Origin of the sequence: Prevotella sp. P4-98 (assembly GCF_002251405.1) — a bacterium.
Lineage (GTDB): Bacteria > Bacteroidota > Bacteroidia > Bacteroidales > Bacteroidaceae > Prevotella.
Window position 1 is genome coordinate 84,108 of the sequence record NZ_NPJC01000001.1, and the last position, 19,684, is coordinate 103,791.

Sequence of the window (19,684 nt, forward strand, 5' to 3'; positions counted from 1 at the left end):
GCAAAAGAAAGAAAAACATAATTCTTCTTTGTTTTTCGCTTACAAATTCGTAATTTTGCAAACGCATTGAGAATAGAAGGGAATGAGGTGAAAATCCTCGACTGTCCGGCAGCTGTAAACAACCCTATATCGACGTGAACAACAAAGTCACTGGTTTGTTACCGGGAAGGCGTTCGCGATCAGGTTGACAAGTCAGAATACCAATTCCAAGCAAAAACAAAATTTTTCATCGTACTCTTGGGCTAGGCGATGAGATATTTATAAATATGAAGAAATTCAATTTGTCGATAATTGCAATGCTTGTCTCTGTAAGCGCAATGGCGCAGACAGACACCATAACAAGCCGTGTTCATCAATTGAAAGAAGTGACTGTGACTAAGAGTCAGCGCAAGCGAATGCTCACAAGTACAGCACCTTTGCAAATGATGGACCGAAAAGACATGCTTACTATGGGAGTAACAGATATGGCAGACGCACTTCATCGAATGTCGGGCGTTACGCTACGCGACTATGGCGGTGCAGGAGGCATGAAGACCGTGGCTGTGCGTGGTTTTGGAGCAAAGCATACCGGTGTAAGTTATGACGGTGTTATGCTTAGTGATTGCCAGAGCGGCGAAATAGACCTTTCTCGTTATTCGCTTGATAATGTCGCCAAGTTATCGTTGGTAATTGGTGATAATGATGATATTTTCATTCCTGCACGTCAGGCGGCATCATCAGCAGTTCTCAACATACAGACATTGCCTTTACCTTCTGATGAAAGAAAACCGCATTTAACTTCTCAGTTGAAGATGGGGTCATTCGGATATGTTAGTCCCTATTTGCGATATGAACAGAGTTTTTCTAAGGCCTTTGCCGTGTCTGCTGTAGCTGAATATATTTATGCCGAGAATGATTATCCTTATGAGATTAGAAATGTAAAGACTGTGACGAAAGATCGTCGTACTAACAGTCTCATGAGTAGCGGACATGGCGAGTTAAACTTTTCATGGCAACCTCATGCAACAAATCGATTGACAGGTAAGATTTACTATTATGACAATTCACGTCAGTTGCCTGGTATCGTCCATTATTATACTAACGTAAGTGGGGAGACTCTTCATGACCGCAACTTCTTTGTACAGGCGGGGTACCAAAAACGTTGGGGAGATACGTGGGCGTTGAAAACCATTGCCAAAGTAAATTGGTACGAATCTATCTATCGCGACAAACTAATGCCTGGCGCTGTTAACGATGCAAGTTATTGGCAACGGGAATATTATGCTTCTGCTGCCCTGCTGTTTGTCCCAACGAAACATTGGGCAATGGATTATTCTGCAGATTATTCTTTTAACAATCTGAATGGCAGTTCATGGCGCGCCATTATTGGACATCCGTTTCGCCATAGTATTCTTCAGTCCGTTACTGTAAAATATCAAACTGGTCGTTGGGTCATGACGGGAAAACTGTTGCATTCGCTTTTTATCAACCGTCAGAAGAACGTCGAACAGACAGATCGTACCGATGTGCAAATAAATTCTGCACGAAATATGCGTCGTCTCTCACCATCGCTGTCGTTGTCATACAAACTGCTTGAAGATGAGGAACTCTTTCTGCGTGCCAGTTACAAAAATATTTTTCGTTCTCCCACCTTTAATGAGAGTTACTACTATCATTATGGCAGTACCGAATTGAATCCCGAATTAACTGACCAGTGGAATATAGGTGTGACATACTCACCTCATCTCTCACGTTACACTACTGCAACGCTTATGTTTGACAGTTATATCAATAAGGTGAAAGACATGATAGTAGCAGTACCATATAATATGTTTGTTTGGACGTGTATCAATGTCGGTAACGTGCGCAGTATAGGCATCGACGCAACAATGCAGGTTGAACACCAGTTCAATAAAGCTCATGGGTTGATGCTCTCTGGAAGTTATAGTTTGCAAAAGGTGCAAAACCGAACTAATCCTGAGTCGCCCAACTACAATAAGCAGATTGCCTATATGCCTCAACATACAGCAAGTGGTTCTGTTGCTTATGAGAATCCTTGGATAAACTTAATACTGCATGCGACAGGTATGAGTAGCCGTTGGCCTAACAACGAGCATTATCCTTCAACAATGATAGAAGGCTATGTTGATTTTGGCTTGACAGCATATAAACAAATCCATTTTGGAAACCATCATGTAGAAATTCGTGGAGATATTAAAAATCTCTTTAATAAACAATACTGTATCGTGGCTCATTATCCGATGCCCGGCAGAAGTTGGATGATATCAATCAATTACAAATTATAATTAAATTATTTATTCAAAATGAAAAAACATTTATTAAGTATGGCAGTACTGCTCATGGGAGCAGCTATGTTTACCGCCTGTGATGACAACGACAATGAACAGCATGAATACATTGTTCCTGTAACAAAAGGTGCATTTCTTCTATGTAGTGGAAACATGAGCGGCAACATCGATGGTAGCGTTTCATACCTCGATTATACCTCTAATCAGGTTGCCAACAAGCAGTTCCAAGCACAGAATGGTCGTTCCTTAGGTGGTACTCCTAATGATGCTTTGGTTTATGGTAGTAAGATGTATATTGCCGTAACTGGTGAGAATACTCTTGAAGTGGTTGATGCCAAGACCTTGAAGTCTCTCAGACAGATCAAGACCAATGTGACTTTTGGTGAGGGTTGTCTCAAACCTCGTCACCTTACAGCTTCAGGCGACAAGGTGTATATTTCATTCTACGGCAAGTCTGAATCTTCGTATGATGAGAATTGGAACGCTACAACTAAAGGTAATGGATATGTAGTTGCAATTGACACCACAACATTCACTCGACAAGGTATCTATGAGGCTGGTTCTTTCCCAGAGGGCATCAGCGTGGCAGATAAAAAACTGTATGTCTGCAATTCTGATTATGCAGCATGTACCAAACCTTCTATTTCTATTATCGACCTGACTACAGGTTCTGGAAGTCTGATTAAGAATGATAATATTGTCAATCCACAGAAGATTGTCTTGACTGCTGCTGGCGATATGTATGTACTTGATTTTGGAAACTATGGCGATAAGAAGTCTGGTGTATATAAGATTACTGCCAAAAATAACGAGGTGACACGTCTGATGGATGCCAACGACATGGATTGCATTGGTAGCAATATCTTTGGTTATTATACTGAGTTCGACGCTTCTTACAAACCAGTCAAGACTACTTATCAGGTCTATAATCTTTTAAGCCAGGGAACATCTACTTTCTACACAGATACTAATAACGAGATTATCCCTGCATGTATTGGTGTTGATCCGGTTGTCGGTACCGTGTTCATTGCTTCTAACGTGAAGAATGCTGATACTGGCAAAACTGATTATAAGGCAAATAGCAAGATCTTCATGTTCAACGTTGAATATTCACAACAGGGCGTTTTTGTATCCGCTTCAAAGAATGCTAATGTGTGGGGCGCTACTGCAGGTGTAGGTCCTTGCGCTTTTGCTTTCAACGTTACCACTAATGTGATCAAATATTAAATAGACAGAGATGCGTCAGTTCATCCTGTTTGGAATGATGACCGTGTTGCTGTCATCCTGCGGAGGCCGAATGGCCGAAGTGCAGGATGGTGGCGACACGCTTCATTTAAAATATTCCTCTTTGTTGACTATTGTGCGTCATGAGGGATATACGATGGCTCAAATCCGTAATCCTTGGAAATCAGGGAAGACTCTTCATACCTATGTATTGGTTCCGAAAGACGAACAGTTACCAGATCAAGCATTACTGCCTGCACAGGCTACCATTATCCGTACACCCGTAGAGCATTCTGCCGTATTTACCACAGTTCATTGTTCTTTACTCGGTATGCTTGGAGCACAGGACAAGATAGTGGCTGTTGCTGATTTGAAATATATCAAACTGCCATTTGTCCAACAAGGGGTAAAAGCTGGTAAAATAGCAGATTGCGGTAGTGGAATGCAACCCATGGTAGAGAAGATTATGGATGTGAAGCCCGATATAATCATGCTTTCTCCTTTTGAAAACAGCGGTGGCTATGGAAAGGTTGAGGAAATCAATATTCCTATTGTAGAATGTGCAGAGTATATGGAAAACTCTCCGTTGGCACGTGCAGAATGGATGCGATTCTATGGATTGCTTCTTGGACGTGAACAGGAGGCAGACAGCCTTTTCGCTTGTGTAGATAGCTGTTACCACATGCTTCAACAACAAGCTTCAAAGGCTCGTCATGGAGGACATCGCCGTACTGTGCTTTTCGACAAGATGACAGGTTCTGTATGGCATGTTCCCGGTGGACGCAGCACCATTGGGCAGATGGTTAAAGATGCGGGTGGTGACTACCCTTGGGAGAACGATACCCATGGAGGAAGTCTGGCTCTGCCCTTTGAGAATGTTTTAGAACGAGCTGGCGAAGCTGACGTCTGGCTGTTCCGTTATAGTAGTGACCATACCTATACGAAGGCAGATCTCTTAGGGGAGCGCGACGGTTATAAGATGCTGAAAGCATTTCGTCAGAATGAAGTTTATGGATGTAATGTAGAGAAGACATCTTTTTATGAAGAAACTCCATTTCGTCCTGACCTATTGCTTTCTGACATCATCCAGATACTTCATCCGAATTTGATCCAATCAAAACACTTACGCTATTTCGAAAATACAAAATGAACAAAGGCTACATTTCATGCATCATGCTTGGCATCATGGTGCTCTTGTTTTTTGTGGTGAGCCTATTGATTGGTTCTGTCTCGATTCCTGTGAGCGAAACATTTCGCATTCTGATTGGAGAAGAGTCCGTCAAGCCCAGTTGGCAGTATATCGTGATTGAATCGCGCCTCCCTCAGGCTGTTACTGCCATGCTTTGTGGTGCTTCTTTAGCTGTTTGCGGACTTATCTTGCAAACGGCGTTTCGTAATCCGTTGGCAGGTCCCAGCATTTTTGGTGTTAATAGTGGTGCAGGCCTTGGTGTAGCCTTGGTGATGTTGTTCTTCGGTGGAAGCGTTTCGGCTGGAACTGTCAGCATTGGCGGTTTCATGGCTGTTCTTCTTGCTGCATTTGCAGGAGCTATGGGTGTCATGGCGTTGATCTTTTTCTTTTCCACATTGGTGCGAAGTCATGTGATGTTGCTGATTGTTGGCATAATGATAGGATATATGGCTGGTTCTGCCATTTCCTTGCTCAATTTTTTTGCAACAGATGAAGGGGTGAAATCGTATATGGTATGGGGAATGGGATCTTTTGGAGGTGTTTCGCTGAAAATGCTTCCTACTTTTAGTGTGATAACTTTGATAACCTTGGCTGTTTCTTTAGCTCTTGTCAAGCCTCTCAATGCCTTGGTCTTGGGAGATCGCTATGCTGAAAACCTTGGCGTAAACATTATACGTGTACGCAACTGGCTGTTGCTGGTTACAGGTGTCCTTACTGCTGTAATCACGGCTTTTTGCGGTCCTGTGGCATTTATCGGTTTGGCAGTACCGCATATTGCGAGATTGGTGTTGGGAACAGACAATCATCGGGTTCTTCTTCCTGCTACAATTCTGACAGGAAGTGCTGTGGCTTTGCTTTGCAATATATTGACGGTATTACCTGGTGAGGGGGGGATAATACCTCTTAATGCCATTACGCCCTTGATAGGAGCACCTGTTGTCATCTACGTTATTCTTTCAAGGCGATAAGCGTGCTATAAAAATTTTCCGAATAAGAAAAGGCTACACCCAAACAGGTGTAGCCTTTTAGTTATGAAAACATATCTTTTTTCCTTTGAGAATTCCTTATGTCTTAAAGAATAGTTTTAACAGCCTCGAGCATACCCTTGTCTTGAATCAGGTCAAGGAAGAGTTTAACCATTCCGTTGAGATTGCTGATCTTGTTGAGGTCTTCTCCCCAGATGAACTCGGCACCGAGTACTCCGTCTGCAACCTTCTGGGTGTCACCAGTTGCCCACAGATCCTTGAGCAAATCCATAATCTTCTGGTCGTCGTTAGGAACGATTTCTGCACCGTCAGCACGCTTGCCACCTTTGTAGTAGGTGATGATGGCAGCCAAACCGAATACCAATCCCTTAGGCAGTTCGCCCTTGCGCTCGAGATAGGTCTTTACTCCGGGCAGATCGCGTGCACAGAATTTGGGGAATGAGTTGAGCATGATGCTGGTCACCTGATGGTCAACGTATGGATTGTCGAAACGCTCCAAAACATCGCTTGCAAACTTCTCAAGCTCTTCAATAGGCAAATCGAGTGTTTGCATCAGTTCGTCAAACTGCACTTTGTGGATGTATTTACCGATGACCTCATGGTTGCAAGCATCGCGTACAATATTAACGCCGCTGAGGTATGCCACAGGAGAGAGTACGGTGTGTGGGCCGTTGAGCAATGTCACCTTGCGCTTGTGGTAAGGTTCCTCCGAAGGAACGAAGAGCACATGGAGACCAGCTTTGTCTGCGGGGAACTCATTAGCTACTTCCTTAGGAGCTTCAATCACCCAGAGGTGGAATGTCTCTGCCTGTACAACAAGGTTGTCGCGGTAAGAAATCTTTTCCTGAATCTCAGCAATTTCCTTGCGTGGGAATCCTGGAACGATACGATCCACGAGAGTGGCATAAACGCCACAAGCTTCTTCAAACCATTTCTTGAAAGCATCACCCAACTGCCACAGTTCGATGTATTTATAGATGCAATCCTTCAGTACGTGTCCGTTGAGGAAAATCAATTCACAAGGGAAGATGATAAGTCCTTTAGTGGGATCTCCGTTGAAAGTCTGATAACGGCGATAAAGCAACTGTACGAGTTTGCCAGGATATGAAGATGCAGGTTTATCATCCAACTTGCAAGCAGGGTCAAAAGCAATACCGGCTTCTGTGGTGTTGCTAATGACGAAACGCATCTCAGGCTGGTCTGCCAATGCCATGAATGCATCGTTCTGTGAATAAGGATTCAAAGCGCGACTGATCACATCGATTCGCTCAAGCGTATTGACGGGCTTTCCGTTTTCACGACCCTGAAGATTGACGTGGTAAAGACAGTCTTGTCCGTTAAGCCAGTCTGCCATACCTCTTTCTATAGGCTGTACTACAACTACGCTACCATTGAAATCGGTTTTCTGGTCCATGTTCCAGATAATCCAATCAACAAAAGCACGAAGGAAGTTTCCTTCACCAAACTGAATCACCTTTTCAGGCATCACACTCTTAGGTGCGAAATGTTTGTTTAATGGTTTCATTTCTAAATATTTTATAGATTGTTTTTAAATGTAGGGCAAAGTTACGAACTAATTGCGAAACTGCAAAAAAAATATTTATTTATGTCCCATTTTTCTGCGTAAAGGTTTGCGGAGAAAAATGTGCTTGTTTCTCATTCATAAGTTGAAAAGAATAGGAGTTGATGACTCGTTCTCGGCTTCGGGATGTCTTCGGGATGACTTCGAGGTTTTTCCTGTCGTGGACTATCCCCACGACATGTATTTATGAATTTGGTATCTATTCCCTTGTAAAAACTTTAGAATCCATTTCATTTAGGAATACCTATTTTTGATGATTTATAGTATGGTTTTTGCCTTTTTTGCAGATAATTTACTAATTTTGCACTCGTATTTTTAAAGTATAGCAAATGAAACTATCCGACCTGAAAACGGGGCAACATGCCACGATAGTGACGGTACAAGGCCATGGCAGCTTCCGAAAACGCATCGTAGAGATGGGATTTGTCAGAGGAAAAGATGTAGAGGTTTTGCTTAATGCACCATTGCAGGACCCTGTCAAATATAAGGTAATGGGCTATGAAATCAGTCTGCGTAGGCAAGAGGCTGAGATGATTGTGGTGGATACTGATCCATCCCATCAGCAACCCGTTGTGAATCATGAAACCATGACAGATACAGTTCAAGACACTTGCGACCAATCTTTGCCAGCACATGTTGGCAATACCATCAATGTGGCTCTGATAGGTAATCCGAACTGTGGTAAGACGTCGCTTTTCAATTTCGCCAGTGGTGCTCACGGGCATGTGGGTAATTACAGTGGTGTGACGGTTGATGCCAGCGAGGCTCGTGCGACGTGCGACGGGTTTGTCTTTAATCTTACGGATCTTCCCGGCACCTATTCGCTCTCCTGTTACAGTCCGGAGGAACTCTACGTGCGTGAGCATCTGATGAAACGTCATCCCGATGTTGTCATCAACGTGATAGACTCTTCCAATCTCGAGCGTAATCTTTATCTGACCACTCAACTTGTTGACATGAACGTCAGAATGGTTTGCGCACTCAATATGTATGATGAGTTTGAACGCCGAGGAGACACGTTAGACACTCAAACGCTGTCAACGCTTTTTGGTGTGCCTTTTGTTTGTACGTCATTCAAATCGGGTCGGGGAGTCCAGGAGCTGTTTCGTGAGGTCATCAGCGTATTTGAAGACTGCAACGCGTCTGTTCGCCATATTCACATTAACCATGGTCACGAGATAGAGTCCGGTATTGCCCATATCCAACAGTACCTGAAGCGCAACGAGGTGGTTCGCACGCTTTTTTCAACTCGCTATATGGCCATCAAACTTCTTGAGCATGATGACCGGGCAGAGGCTTATGTGGCGAAGATGGAGAATGCCAAAGAGATTATGGCAGCGCGTGACGCAGCAGAACTTCGTGTGAAAGAGGAGAAAAAGACTGACTCTGAAACTGCCATTATGGATGCGAAGTATGGTTTTATTCATGGCGCTCTGACAGAAGCGGGCTTTCGGCAAGGCACCAAGGAAGATACTTACCGCATGACGCATTTTATAGATGATGTGCTTTCCAATAAATATCTGGGCTTTCCCATCTTCTTTTTGATTCTATATGTGATGTTCCAGACCACTTTCTCGTTGGGCCAGTACCCGATGGACTGGATAGAGTCTGCCGTTTCATGGTTGGGCGAACAGGCTTCTGCGCTGATGCCCGAAGGTCCCTTGCGTTCCATGCTTGTTGATGGCGTGATTGGTGGAGTAGGAGCAGTTATTGTTTTCTTGCCTCAGATATTGATTCTCTATTTTTTCATCTCGCTGATGGAAGATAGCGGCTATATGGCACGTGCAGCTTTTATTATGGATAAGTTGATGCATAAGATGGGGCTGCATGGTAAATCGTTCATCCCTCTTATCATGGGATTTGGTTGTAATGTTCCTGCCATCATGGCTACGCGCACCATAGAGAGTCGGCGCTCTCGTCTTATCACGATACTTATCTTGCCTTTCATGTCGTGCTCGGCGCGCCTACCTATTTATATTATGATCATAGGAACGTTTTTTGCTGCCCAATACCGTTCATGGGTGATGATCATGCTGTATGTCATTGGTGTGATTGTGGCAATCATAGTCAGCAAGGTGTTCTCGTCATTTGTTGTCAAGGGCGAAGATACCCCTTTTGTGATGGAATTGCCTCCTTACCGCTGGCCAACTCCCAAAGCCATTGGCAGACATACGTGGGAGAAAGGTAAAGAGTATCTCAAGAAGATGGGTGGTATCATTCTCGTGGCTTCCATCGTCGTCTGGGCGTTAGGTTATTTCCCCCACGATGAATCATTATCACCTGTCCAACAAAAGGAGCAATCCTATATTGGCAGTATAGGTAAGGCCGTAGAACCGGTTTTCGAGCTGCAAGGTTTCAACTGGAAACTCGATGTCAGCCTCATTGCCGGTGTGGGTGCAAAGGAAATCGTGGCTTCTACAATAGGTGTTATTTACAGTGGCGACGACTCGTTTGGCGATGATGACTCGTTCAGCGACGATACTGCCAAATATAGCCGCTTGCGCAATCAGATGCTTGCCGATGGCATCACACCGCTTGCTGCCTTCAGCTATCTGCTGTTTGTATTATTGTATTTCCCCTGTATAGCTACGGTCATTGCCATACGCAACGAAACAGGATCGTGGTCTTGGGCTGCTTTCTCTGCCTTCTACACCACGGCAATAGCATGGATTGTCAGCATGTTAGTCTATCAAATTGGGAGTTTGTTTTAGAAACGGTAACTCATAAAAATGAAAATATCAAAAAGAAAATATGTCACCGTCTTCTATGCCGTTGTAGTGGCATTGGCCGTGATTAAAGAGCCTTTGTTGGGCTGTTGTGATTCTACTGAAACCAACGAGGCTGTCGTGACAGATACTGTTCAGAATGTTCCGGCTGTCGTGGCGGAGATAGGAGAAAAACCTCACAAGATTGGTTATGTGCCTCCTTACAAGACGACCTTTCCCGATAGCCAGCAAGTGCAACTTGCCGCTGCTGAGCGCCTGGGTGTTCGTCCTGTTGCCAATCGTGCTGATGCGGAAGCACGTAAAAAGGAGTTGGTTTATATTGCCTCAAGTCCTTATTATCATGTAGATCATCTCCGGAGTTCCCTGCCTTATCTTGTGCCTCGTGCGGCAGTATTGCTGCAAGACATAGGTCAGGCTTTCTATGATAGTCTTTATGTCAAGGGAATACCCATCAATCAACTGATTGTAACCAGCGTATTGCGTAGTGAGGAAGATGTTGATAAATTGCGTCGCCGTAATGGCAATGCCACCGAGCGCAGCTGCCATCTTTTCGGCACTACGTTCGATGTTTGTTACAACCGTTATCATCCCGTGATGCGTCCTGTTCGCAACGATACTTTGAAATGGGTCTTAACACAAGTGCTTCGCGATATACGTGAACAAGACCGGTGTTACATCAAATACGAAGTGAAACAGGGTTGTTTTCACATGACAGTCCGTTAATACAGATCATAAAAAGAAGACAATGATATTGCTATTGGCACAAAAACATCTGTTATACATATATAAAAACAATATTCCTTAAATTAGCAGACAAAGTCTTTCCGTATATTCTTTCTCAAATCCGCAACCAATAGGGTTTAGTGTGATTTTGCTTGTAAAACGCCAAAAATTCTTTTATTGTACATATTCCTTGCATAATAGAAACTTTTTAAACACAAAATCCCCTTACCCCATAAAGCGACTTGAGGTAATACGCCGGTTTAACCAGAAAAGCATGGCCTTTAACCAAAGTCTGTCTTGAACAGGTTGGCATAAGCATTGTTGTCTGAGTAAATGTTCAATACGTGCCTACGTGGCGTCTTAATGATTCTAATTTTAGTTTGATTTTATTGACAGCTTAGAAGGTGTACTGTATTTGTATGTTTTTTACTACCTATTAAATACAAAAAAGAGAACCATTGCTGATTCTCTTTTATGAAGTGATTCCGTAGGGATTCGAACCCTAGACCCACGCCTTAGAAGGGCGTTGCTCTAATCCAACTGAGCTACGGAACCAACTTTTCGGCTGCAAAGGTACAAAGAAGTAAGTGAAAAACCAAAGAAAAATGATAATTTCTTCTTGTTTTCTGAGTGAAAGCGATTCTGACTCCGATTATCGAGCCGAATTTACTAATGAAACCGCTTGTAATAGGGGGGAAAGGAAACCAAATGACAGGTGGAAAGTTATATGATGATGGCGGAATGTGTGGAAAAAAACACAGAAATTTCCGATGACTTTCGTAATTTACAAAAATTCGTCAAAAAAATAAAAACGTTGTTCTGAATAGCGGAAAATGCAATTTTCCATATAAATGTGGATAGGACAGGCAGAGAAAATAACGTAACTTTGCAGCCGTTATGAGAAACAAATCGTTATTTATTATTTTATTGCTATGGCCTGCAGTAAGCAAGGCTGAGTCTTTGAATATACCATCCGACTCTTCGCGCGTTTATGACCTTGACGAAGTCGTTGTGGTTTCGCAGCCCAAAGATACCTATCGGTTGCGCCAGCAGCCTTTGGCTTCAACGGTAATAGGTCGCGACCAACTTGTTGACCATGGAATGGGAGATATTCGAGACGTCTCTGCTTTTGTTCCTTCGCTTGCCATGCCTGCGTATGGTTCACGTTTTACATCCTCTATTTACGTGCGTGGCATCGGCTCCCGCGTCAACAGTCCGTCAATGGGTGTGTATGTTGACAACATCCCTCTGTCCAACAAAACAGCGTTCAACACCCATCTTTACCAGACCGACCGCGTTGACGTGTTGCGTGGTCCCCAGGGTACGCTCTATGGAATGAATGCAGAAGGCGGACTGGTAAGAATCTACTCTAAATCACCTTTTACCCATCAGGGTACGGCATTGAAACTGGGATTGGGAACCGCCTTCTATCGTAATGTGGAAGTGGCACACTCCCAACAGTTAAGCTCCAAAGCAGCTTTCTCGTTGGCAGGGTTCTATCAAGGCACAAACGGATTCTATCGTAACACGCAGACCGACCGTTCTGCCGATAAGATGGATGAGGCTGGCGGTCGTTTCCGCCTGATGCTTCGTCCGTCAGCGCATTGGAACATTGATTTCATCAGTGACTACCAGTATGTTCGCCAGAACGCCAACCCTTATGGCGTGCTCCATCTGGACAACAACCGCGTAGATGCTCCTAGTCAGAACGAGCAAAGTTGCTATCAGCGCAATCTGTTGACCAACGGACTCCATATCCAATACTCAGGAGCAGGATTCGTCATGCAAAGCACCACTTCCTGGCAGTTCTTGCGCGACCGTCTGCTGATGGATGCCGACTATTCGCCTTCCGACTTCTTCAAGGTCGATCAGCGTCAGTTGAGCAATTCGCTCAGTCAGGAGTTTACCATAAAGAGCGCCAATAAGAGCCGTTGGCACTGGACTAATGGTGTGTTTCTTGCCCATGAATGGTTGAAGACCACAGCCCCCAACACCTTCGGACAGGCATTCAGTCAGCAGATGGGCAGTAGAATCGGCAACATGATTTACGGACAGATCTTCCGTTCGCTGGCTGACCGCATGGGCGAAACGGCTGCTGCCGCCATGATTGAGCGATTAGGAGGTGTCCGTGTAAACATGGGATTGTGGGTGCCGAGTTCTTTCCATACTCCACAGTCCAATATCGGCATTTTCCATGAGTCGAATATTGAAATAGCCGAACACCTCACCGCTACCGTCGGTTTGCGATACAATTACAGCCGCAACAGTATTTCCTATGATACGAGCGGACAGGCCAACATGGACTTCAGTATCATGGGTTCGGCAGCGAAAGTCAAGATGGTTTCTCCATTTGTCAATCAGGAACATTCCTCGTTCCAACAGCTGTTGCCTAAGTTCGGACTGCTCTATCGATGGTCTAACGGAAGTAATATATATACCACTGTGACAAAAGGTTATCGTAGTGGAGGATTTAATATCCAACTCTTTAGCGACATTATTCAGACCGATGTGCAGAACAATCTGCGCGGTGCTTTGCAACAAGCCATGGAGGCACGCAAGGATATTGAGGTCAATATCAGCCATACTGATGAGGAATATGCCACGTTGCTCGAAGGCATCCGCTTCAAACCAGAGGAGAGTTGGAACTACGAGGCAGGTGCCCACCTCAATCTCTTTGGTAACACCGTTCAGGCTGATTTAGCTGCATACTACATGCAGATCCGCAACCAACAACTCTCTGTGTTTAGCAGCGATTATGGCTATGGACGAAAAATGGTCAATGCAGGACGCAGTTACAGTTGTGGACTCGAACTGGCAGTACGCGGTCAGGCGCTGTCCGACCATTTGTCTTGGGCTGCCACTTATGCCTATACCCATGCCGCGTTCAAAGATTACACCACCATTGATAATGCGACAGGCGAAGCTGTTGACTATTGCGGCAAACGCGTGCCTTTTGTTCCCGAACATTCCTTCTCATTGCTTGCAGACTATCGTGTTGACCTTCATCACGACAATTTTAAGGCCATCATCTTCGGAGCCGACCTCAACGGACTCGGCAGCATCTATTGGGATGAAATGAATACTTACCAACAGCAAGTCTATGCGCTGCTGGGGGCTCATATCGGCGTGCAACTGGAATGCTGTCATGTCAATCTGTGGGCTCGCAATCTCACCAATACCCATTACAATACCTTCGCATTCCAAAGCAAAGCGACGGGAGAATCGCTGTATTTTGCACAGCGCGGTAACCCCTTCCAACTCGGAATCGATTTCGGTTGGAACTTTTAATCTCAATCGGTCCTTAGGGAAAAAGGTGATTAAACACACCGATGACCTAAGGACTGATTGTGCTTAGTTGCAAATGTGATACTAAAAATCGGTATTTATGTTAATATTGTTAAAATTAACGAAGATAATTAACGAATAAGTACCCCCATGTTTGTAATATCGCTAACTTTGCAGACATGAAGAAATCCACAATCTGGGCAATAGCCATTATCATGGGACTCTCGTTCCTGGTGCTGCTCTTCCTTCAGTTCTCTTATGCAGAAGAGATGATCAAGATGAAGAAGGAGCAGTTTGACGAGAGTGTCAACCGAAGTCTCTACCAAGCCTCGCGCAACTTAGAGATGAACGAGACGCTGAGGTATTTGGAAAAGGATGTCAACGAGACCGAGCGCCGGGCATTCCGACAGGATTCGGTGATGGTCGATGGACTGGACGGAACCATCAAGCACTCACATCAGTTCTCGGTAGCTACCGACGACGGAACAGTCTATTCTTCCTTCCAGATGAAATCGTTTGAGATGAAACCCGCTAGCGTACCCAAAGGCATGATCATCCGCAAAGACAAGAGTTCCATCTCCGAAGCTGCCAAATCCATGCAGGAGATTGTGCGCAAGCGCTATGTTTATCAGAAAGCACTGTTGGACGAGGTGGTCTATAATATCCTTTATACCGCCAGCGACAAATCCCTCAAGGAACGTGTGAATTTCAAGATGCTCGACCAGGACATCCGTGCCGAGCTCCTCAACAACGGAGTGAATATTCCCTATCATTTCACCGTCTCTACCACCGACGGCCGTGAGGTCTATCGCTGTCCTGACTATACTGACGAGGGAGAAGAGTACAACTATTCGCAGTTGCTCTTCCGCAACGACCCGCAGTCGAAGATGGGCCTGGTGAGAATCCACTTCCCTGAGATGAACAGCTACATCTTTTCATCGGTGCGCTTCATGATCCCGTCCATCATCTTTACCATCGTATTGCTCATCACCTTTATCTTTACCGTGGTGGTGATCTTCCGACAGAAACGCTATACTGAAATCAAAAACGATTTCATCAACAATATGACCCATGAGTTGAAGACACCTATTGCTTCCATCTCACTGGCTGCGCAGATGATGAACGACAATACCGTGACCAAGACAGAAGCCATGACCAAACATCTCGGTGGGGTGATTGCCGATGAGTCGAAACGCTTGCGTTTTTTGGTAGAAAAAGTATTGCAGATGTCAATGTTCGACAAGAAGAGCATCGTGTTCAAGAAGAAAGAACTCGACCTCAACGAGATGGTTGAGAATATCGCCTCTACCTTCTCATTGCGAGTGGAACATACAGGAGGAAAGATATTTACCGAGATAGAAGCGGTGGATTCAGCCATCTATGTGGATGAACTGCATTTCCAGAATGCCATTACCAACCTGATGGATAATGCCGTGAAATACCGCAAACCCGAAGAGCCGATCAATATCTTCATCCGCACATGGAACGATAACGACCGTCTGTACCTCTCCATACGCGACAACGGACAGGGCATCAAGCGCGAGAATATCAAAAAAGTTTTTGAGAAGTTCTACCGCGTGCATACGGGCAACAAACACGATGTGAAAGGCTTCGGTTTGGGACTGGCGTATGTCAAGAAGGTCATCGACCTGCATCAAGGCGAAATCAAATGTGAGAGCGAACTGGGCAAGGGTACTAAGTTTACCATCTCCCTCCCCGTGCTCCACGAACAATAAACAAGAATAAACAAAAATAGAATAATAACATCTAAACATTCATGATTATGGACGACAAACTGAAAATTCTTCTTTGCGAAGACGATGAAAACCTCGGAATGCTTTTGCGTGAGTATCTGGCAGCTAAAGGTTACCAGGCAGAACTCTGCCCCGATGGAGAGGTAGGCTACAAAGCATTCCTTAAGACCAAATTCGATATTTGTGTACTCGATGTCATGATGCCGAAGAAAGACGGTTTTACTTTGGCACAGGAAATCCGTAGTGCCAACGCAGAGATCCCCATCATCTTCCTTACTGCAAAGACCCTCAAAGAGGACATCCTGCAAGGTTTCAAAATCGGTGCAGACGATTATATTACCAAGCCTTTCTCCATGGAGGAACTCGTTTCACGTATCGAGGCCATCCTGCGCCGTGTACGTGGCAAGAAAAACAAGGAGAGCTCGGTCTATCGCATCGGTAAGTTTGTGTTCGACACCCAGAAGCAGACCTTGACCATCGGCGACAAGGTGTCTAAGCTGACTACGAAGGAGAACGATCTTCTGGGCTTGCTTTGCAGCCATGCCAACGAGATTCTGCAGCGTGATTTCGCATTGAAGACCATCTGGATTGACGACAACTATTTCAATGCACGCTCTATGGACGTTTATATCACCAAGTTGCGTAAACACTTGAAAGACGATCCGCAGATAGAAATCATCAACATTCACGGCAAGGGTTATAAGTTGATTTCTCCAGAAGAAGACTAAACCGCTGTTACCTTTGTGAACCAAGTATAGACTGGCGGGTTGCCTTACGAAGTGTAATCCGCTGGTTTCAGTAATATAACATACCGACAAGATTTTATTGCATGGATATAAAAAGTGCTGAATTTAGTTTGAGCGCACCAATGGTAAGCATGTGTCCCAACGACACAAAACCAGAATATGCCTTCATCGGCAGGTCCAATGTGGGCAAGTCGAGCCTGATCAATATGCTGACCAACCGACGCAAGTTAGCAAAGACTTCAGCAACACCTGGCAAGACCTTGCTTATCAACCATTTCATCATCAACAAAGAGTGGTATCTCGTCGATCTGCCGGGCTACGGCTATGCGAAGCGCTCCAAGAAAGAGGTGGCAAAACTCGATCAGATGATCAGAGGATATATTCTGCAACGGGAGCAGATGGTCAATGTTTTTGTATTGGTGGATTCGCGACACGAACCGCAGGCGATAGACCTGGAGTTTATTGATTGGCTCGGACAGTCAGGAGTGCCTTTCGCCATCGTGTTTACCAAAACCGATAAGTTGAGCGGAGGCAAGGCCAGTCAGAATATTGCCAATTATAAGAAGAAGTTGCAGGAAACATGGGAGGAACTCCCGCCGATGTTCCTGACATCCTCCGAAAGTCGGCAGGGTAGGGACGAACTCCTGGATTATATTGATAGTATCAATCAACAACTGAAGGGCTAGTATGGCGAAGGACACTCCGTATGTTGATGTGCAAAACCTCTCCAAATCGTTTGGAGCACTTCAGCTGTTCGACAACATCAGTTTCTCCATAGCCGAAGGACAACGCGTGGGACTTGTTGCCAAGAACGGTACGGGAAAATCCACACTTCTCGCTGTCCTTGCGGGCAAAGAGGGATGCGACAGCGGCGACATCGTCTTCCGTCGCGACCTGAGGGTTGGATTCCTGGAACAGTCTCCACGTTTCGACCCTGACGAGAGTGTGCTCGATGCCTGCTTCAACCACCAGGGCGATTCCGATAAGGTGTTGAAAGCCAAACAGGTGTTGACGCAGTTGAAGATTCGCGACCTCAACCAACCCATGCGGCAGTTGAGTGGCGGACAGCAGAAACGTGTCGCACTCGCCAACGTGCTGCTCACCGAACCCGATCTGCTGATTCTCGACGAACCCACCAACCATCTCGACCTAGAGATGATAGAATGGCTCGAAGGCTACCTCTCGCGTGGCAACCGCACCTTGCTCATGGTCACCCACGACCGATTCTTCCTGGACCGCGTCTGTTCGGTCATCCTCGAACTCGACGACCGTACGGTCTATACCTATCGTGGCAACTACGCCTATTACCTCGAAAAGCGACAGGAGCGTATTGATGCGAGACGCGCAGAAATTGCCCGTGCCAACAATCTCTATCGCACCGAACTGGAATGGATGCGCAGAATGCCACAGGCGCGAGGCCATAAGGCACGCTACCGCGAAGAGGCTTTCTATGAGTTGGAGAAGGTGGCTAAGCAGCGCATGGAAGAGCGCCAGCTCCGCCTCAAGGCGAGCAATGTATATATCGGCAGTAAGATCTTTGAGTGTCAGTACATCTCCAAGCGCTTTGACGATGTGGTCATCCTCAAGGATTTCTACTATAACTTCTCACGCTTCGAGAAGATGGGTATTGTGGGCAACAACGGCACGGGAAAATCCACCTTCATCAAAATGCTACTGTCTCAGGTGCAACCTGACGAAGGACGTATCGTCATCGGCGAAACGGTGCGCTTTGGCTATTTCTCGCAGGAAGGCTTGCAGTTTGACGAACAGATGAAGGTCATCGATGTCATCACTGCCATTGCCGATTATGTTGACCTGGGTAGCGGAAAGCGCCTGACAGCGTCCCAGCTCTTGCAGTATTTCCTGTTTACACCCGAACAGCAGCACAACTACGTGTATAAGTTGAGCGGTGGCGAGCGACGCAAACTCTACCTCTGTACCGTGCTGATGAAGAATCCCAACTTCCTGGTACTCGACGAGCCCACCAACGATCTCGATATTGTGACCATGCAGATCCTCGAAGAGTATCTACAGGATTTCCCCGGTTGCGTGATTGTCGTCAGCCACGACCGCTATTTCATGGATAAGGTGGTCGATCATCTCCTGGTTTTCAAGGGACAGGGCGAGGTGAAAGACTTCCCCGGCAACTACAGCCAGTACCGCCAGTGGCTCGCCATGGAAGAAGCGGCAACGGTCAAGGATAACAAGGAACCGAGGGGAAAGACTGCCAAGTCCTACCGGCATGATGACCGGCGGCGAATGACTTACAAAGAGCGGTTGGAGTTTGAGAAACTCGAAAAGGAAATCGCACAACTCGAAGAGGAACAGCACCTGATAGAAGATGCCCTATGCAGCGGTACGCTGTCTGTCGATGAACTCACCGAGAAGAGCAAGCGCCTGCCAGTGCTTCAAAGCGAACTCGATGAGAAGTCGATGCGGTGGCTTGAACTTTCAGAGATAAAAGACGAATCGAGGAAATAAACGAATCGGGAAAATAATACCAAAGAAATGATCAGTCAGCAATATCCGTCGCAGTTGCTCGAAAGAGCCGTGCAGGAGTTTTCCAAACTCCCTGGCGTGGGCCGTAAGACAGCACTTCGCCTCGTGCTTCATCTGTTGCGACAAGAAGATCAGGACGTACAGGCTTTTGTGGAGGCCGTCAGTCGCCTGAAGCACGATGTCTGCTATTGCAAAACCTGTCACAACATCTCAGATGCTGAGCGATGCCCAATCTGTGCAGACCCAAGGCGCGACGCCACTACGGTCTGTGTCGTGGAGAACATCCAGGATGTCATGGCGGTGGAAAACACTCAGCAGTATCAGGGATTGTATCATGTGTTGGGCGGAGTCATCTCGCCCATGGACGGCATTGGACCCTCCGACCTTGAAATCGATTCGTTGGTCAAGCGGGTGGAAGAAGGGAGAGTCAGGGAGGTAATTCTCGCACTCAGCCCGACCATGGAAGGTGACACCACCAATTTCTATATCTTCCGCAAACTCGCTCCCTATGATGTCAGCATCTCTATCATCGCACGGGGTGTGTCTGTAGGCAACGAACTGGAGTATACCGATGAGGTGACCCTCGGAAGGTCTATCGTCAACCGCACGCCGTTTGAGGGCAAATGACCGCTACAAATTATTTATATCTATAAGAAACGGTAATAATCTCTGTAGCATATAG

13 protein-coding genes, 1 tRNA gene and 1 riboswitch are annotated in these 19,684 nt (G+C 45.7%); of the genes, 12 read left to right on the plus strand and 2 right to left on the minus strand.

The genetic code is table 11. The features are described from left to right. The first annotated feature begins 33 nt into the window (after positions 1-33). Positions 34-224: riboswitch (cobalamin riboswitch) on the plus strand. 42 nt (positions 225-266) lie between these two features. From CIK96_RS00400 to CIK96_RS00415, 4 genes are read left to right on the plus strand one after another with little or no spacing between them, the layout of a single operon-like run. Then, entirely contained in the window at positions 267-2,285 is a 2,019-nt protein-coding gene (locus CIK96_RS00400; protein WP_094438963.1) for a TonB-dependent receptor, read from the plus strand. Between the two features lie 39 nt (positions 2,286-2,324). Continuing rightward, positions 2,325-3,515, plus strand: coding sequence for a YncE family protein (locus CIK96_RS00405; RefSeq protein WP_094438965.1), 1,191 nt, complete (start codon positions 2,325-2,327; stop codon positions 3,513-3,515). Between the two features lie 10 nt (positions 3,516-3,525). Continuing rightward, on the plus strand, positions 3,526-4,662 hold the full coding sequence (locus CIK96_RS00410) for an ABC transporter substrate-binding protein (RefSeq protein ID WP_094435306.1): 1,137 nt from the start codon (positions 3,526-3,528) through the stop codon (positions 4,660-4,662). Continuing rightward, a complete protein-coding gene (locus CIK96_RS00415) occupies positions 4,659-5,669 on the plus strand; it encodes an iron ABC transporter permease (RefSeq protein ID WP_094390770.1) in 1,011 nt (336 codons plus the stop codon). Before CIK96_RS00410 ends, CIK96_RS00415 begins: the two co-directional genes overlap by 4 nt. Positions 5,670-5,772: 103 nt before the next feature. Here CIK96_RS00415 and CIK96_RS00420 read toward each other — a convergent pair whose 3' ends face one another. Further along, entirely contained in the window at positions 5,773-7,212 is a 1,440-nt protein-coding gene (locus CIK96_RS00420; RefSeq protein ID WP_094390769.1) for a tagaturonate reductase, read from the minus strand. Between the two features lie 386 nt (positions 7,213-7,598). Here CIK96_RS00420 and feoB point away from each other — a divergent pair, with 386 nt between their 5' ends. Continuing rightward, positions 7,599-9,980, plus strand: coding sequence for a ferrous iron transport protein B (gene feoB / locus CIK96_RS00425; protein WP_094438967.1), 2,382 nt, complete (start codon positions 7,599-7,601; stop codon positions 9,978-9,980). A gap of 18 nt (positions 9,981-9,998) precedes the next feature. Then, complete coding sequence (locus tag CIK96_RS00430; protein ID WP_094390767.1) at positions 9,999-10,718, plus strand: DUF5715 family protein; 720 nt, start codon at positions 9,999-10,001, stop codon at positions 10,716-10,718. A 480-nt stretch (positions 10,719-11,198) separates the two neighbouring features. Here the strand turns inward: CIK96_RS00430 and CIK96_RS00435 are convergent. Then, positions 11,199-11,273 (minus strand) — tRNA-Arg (locus CIK96_RS00435). A gap of 342 nt (positions 11,274-11,615) precedes the next feature. Between CIK96_RS00435 and CIK96_RS00440 the strand changes: the two genes are divergently transcribed. The 6 genes from CIK96_RS00440 (at position 11,616) to recR (ending at position 19,629) form a co-directional block, all read left to right on the plus strand. Next, on the plus strand, positions 11,616-14,006 hold the full coding sequence (locus CIK96_RS00440; protein WP_094438969.1) for a TonB-dependent receptor: 2,391 nt from the start codon (positions 11,616-11,618) through the stop codon (positions 14,004-14,006). Positions 14,007-14,182: 176 nt separating this feature from the next. Beyond that, entirely contained in the window at positions 14,183-15,739 is a 1,557-nt protein-coding gene (locus tag CIK96_RS00445) for a sensor histidine kinase KdpD (protein WP_094390765.1), read from the plus strand. Between the two features lie 47 nt (positions 15,740-15,786). Then, positions 15,787-16,485, plus strand: a complete 699-nt coding sequence (locus CIK96_RS00450; protein ID WP_094390828.1) for a response regulator transcription factor — start codon at positions 15,787-15,789, stop codon at positions 16,483-16,485. A gap of 101 nt (positions 16,486-16,586) precedes the next feature. Continuing rightward, a complete protein-coding gene (gene yihA / locus CIK96_RS00455) occupies positions 16,587-17,189 on the plus strand; it encodes a ribosome biogenesis GTP-binding protein YihA/YsxC (RefSeq protein ID WP_094390764.1) in 603 nt (200 codons plus the stop codon). A 1-nt stretch (position 17,190) separates the two neighbouring features. Continuing rightward, complete coding sequence (locus CIK96_RS00460) at positions 17,191-18,984, plus strand: ABC-F family ATP-binding cassette domain-containing protein (protein ID WP_094438971.1); 1,794 nt, start codon at positions 17,191-17,193, stop codon at positions 18,982-18,984. 27 nt (positions 18,985-19,011) lie between these two features. Continuing rightward, on the plus strand, positions 19,012-19,629 hold the full coding sequence (gene recR / locus CIK96_RS00465) for a recombination mediator RecR (RefSeq protein ID WP_173839784.1): 618 nt from the start codon (positions 19,012-19,014) through the stop codon (positions 19,627-19,629). Positions 19,630-19,684 lie beyond the last annotated feature (55 nt).

Bases quoted from the DNA above. Each gene is read 5' to 3' on its own strand.
- CIK96_RS00400 (WP_094438963.1), top strand. From the start codon at position 267: ATGAAGAAATTCAATTTGTCGATAATTGCAATGCTTGTCTCTGTAAGC.
- CIK96_RS00405 (WP_094438965.1), top strand. From the start codon at position 2,325: ATGGCAGTACTGCTCATGGGAGCAGCTATGTTTACCGCCTGTGATGAC.
- CIK96_RS00410 (WP_094435306.1), top strand. From the start codon at position 3,526: ATGCGTCAGTTCATCCTGTTTGGAATGATGACCGTGTTGCTGTCATCC.
- CIK96_RS00415 (WP_094390770.1), top strand. From the start codon at position 4,659: ATGAACAAAGGCTACATTTCATGCATCATGCTTGGCATCATGGTGCTC.
- CIK96_RS00420 (WP_094390769.1), bottom strand. From the start codon at position 7,212: ATGAAACCATTAAACAAACATTTCGCACCTAAGAGTGTGATGCCTGAA.
- feoB (WP_094438967.1), top strand. From the start codon at position 7,599: ATGAAACTATCCGACCTGAAAACGGGGCAACATGCCACGATAGTGACG.
- CIK96_RS00430 (WP_094390767.1), top strand. From the start codon at position 9,999: ATGAAAATATCAAAAAGAAAATATGTCACCGTCTTCTATGCCGTTGTA.
- CIK96_RS00440 (WP_094438969.1), top strand. From the start codon at position 11,616: ATGAGAAACAAATCGTTATTTATTATTTTATTGCTATGGCCTGCAGTA.
- CIK96_RS00445 (WP_094390765.1), top strand. From the start codon at position 14,183: ATGAAGAAATCCACAATCTGGGCAATAGCCATTATCATGGGACTCTCG.
- CIK96_RS00450 (WP_094390828.1), top strand. From the start codon at position 15,787: ATGGACGACAAACTGAAAATTCTTCTTTGCGAAGACGATGAAAACCTC.
- yihA (WP_094390764.1), top strand. From the start codon at position 16,587: ATGGATATAAAAAGTGCTGAATTTAGTTTGAGCGCACCAATGGTAAGC.
- CIK96_RS00460 (WP_094438971.1), top strand. From the start codon at position 17,191: ATGGCGAAGGACACTCCGTATGTTGATGTGCAAAACCTCTCCAAATCG.
- recR (WP_173839784.1), top strand. From the start codon at position 19,012: ATGATCAGTCAGCAATATCCGTCGCAGTTGCTCGAAAGAGCCGTGCAG.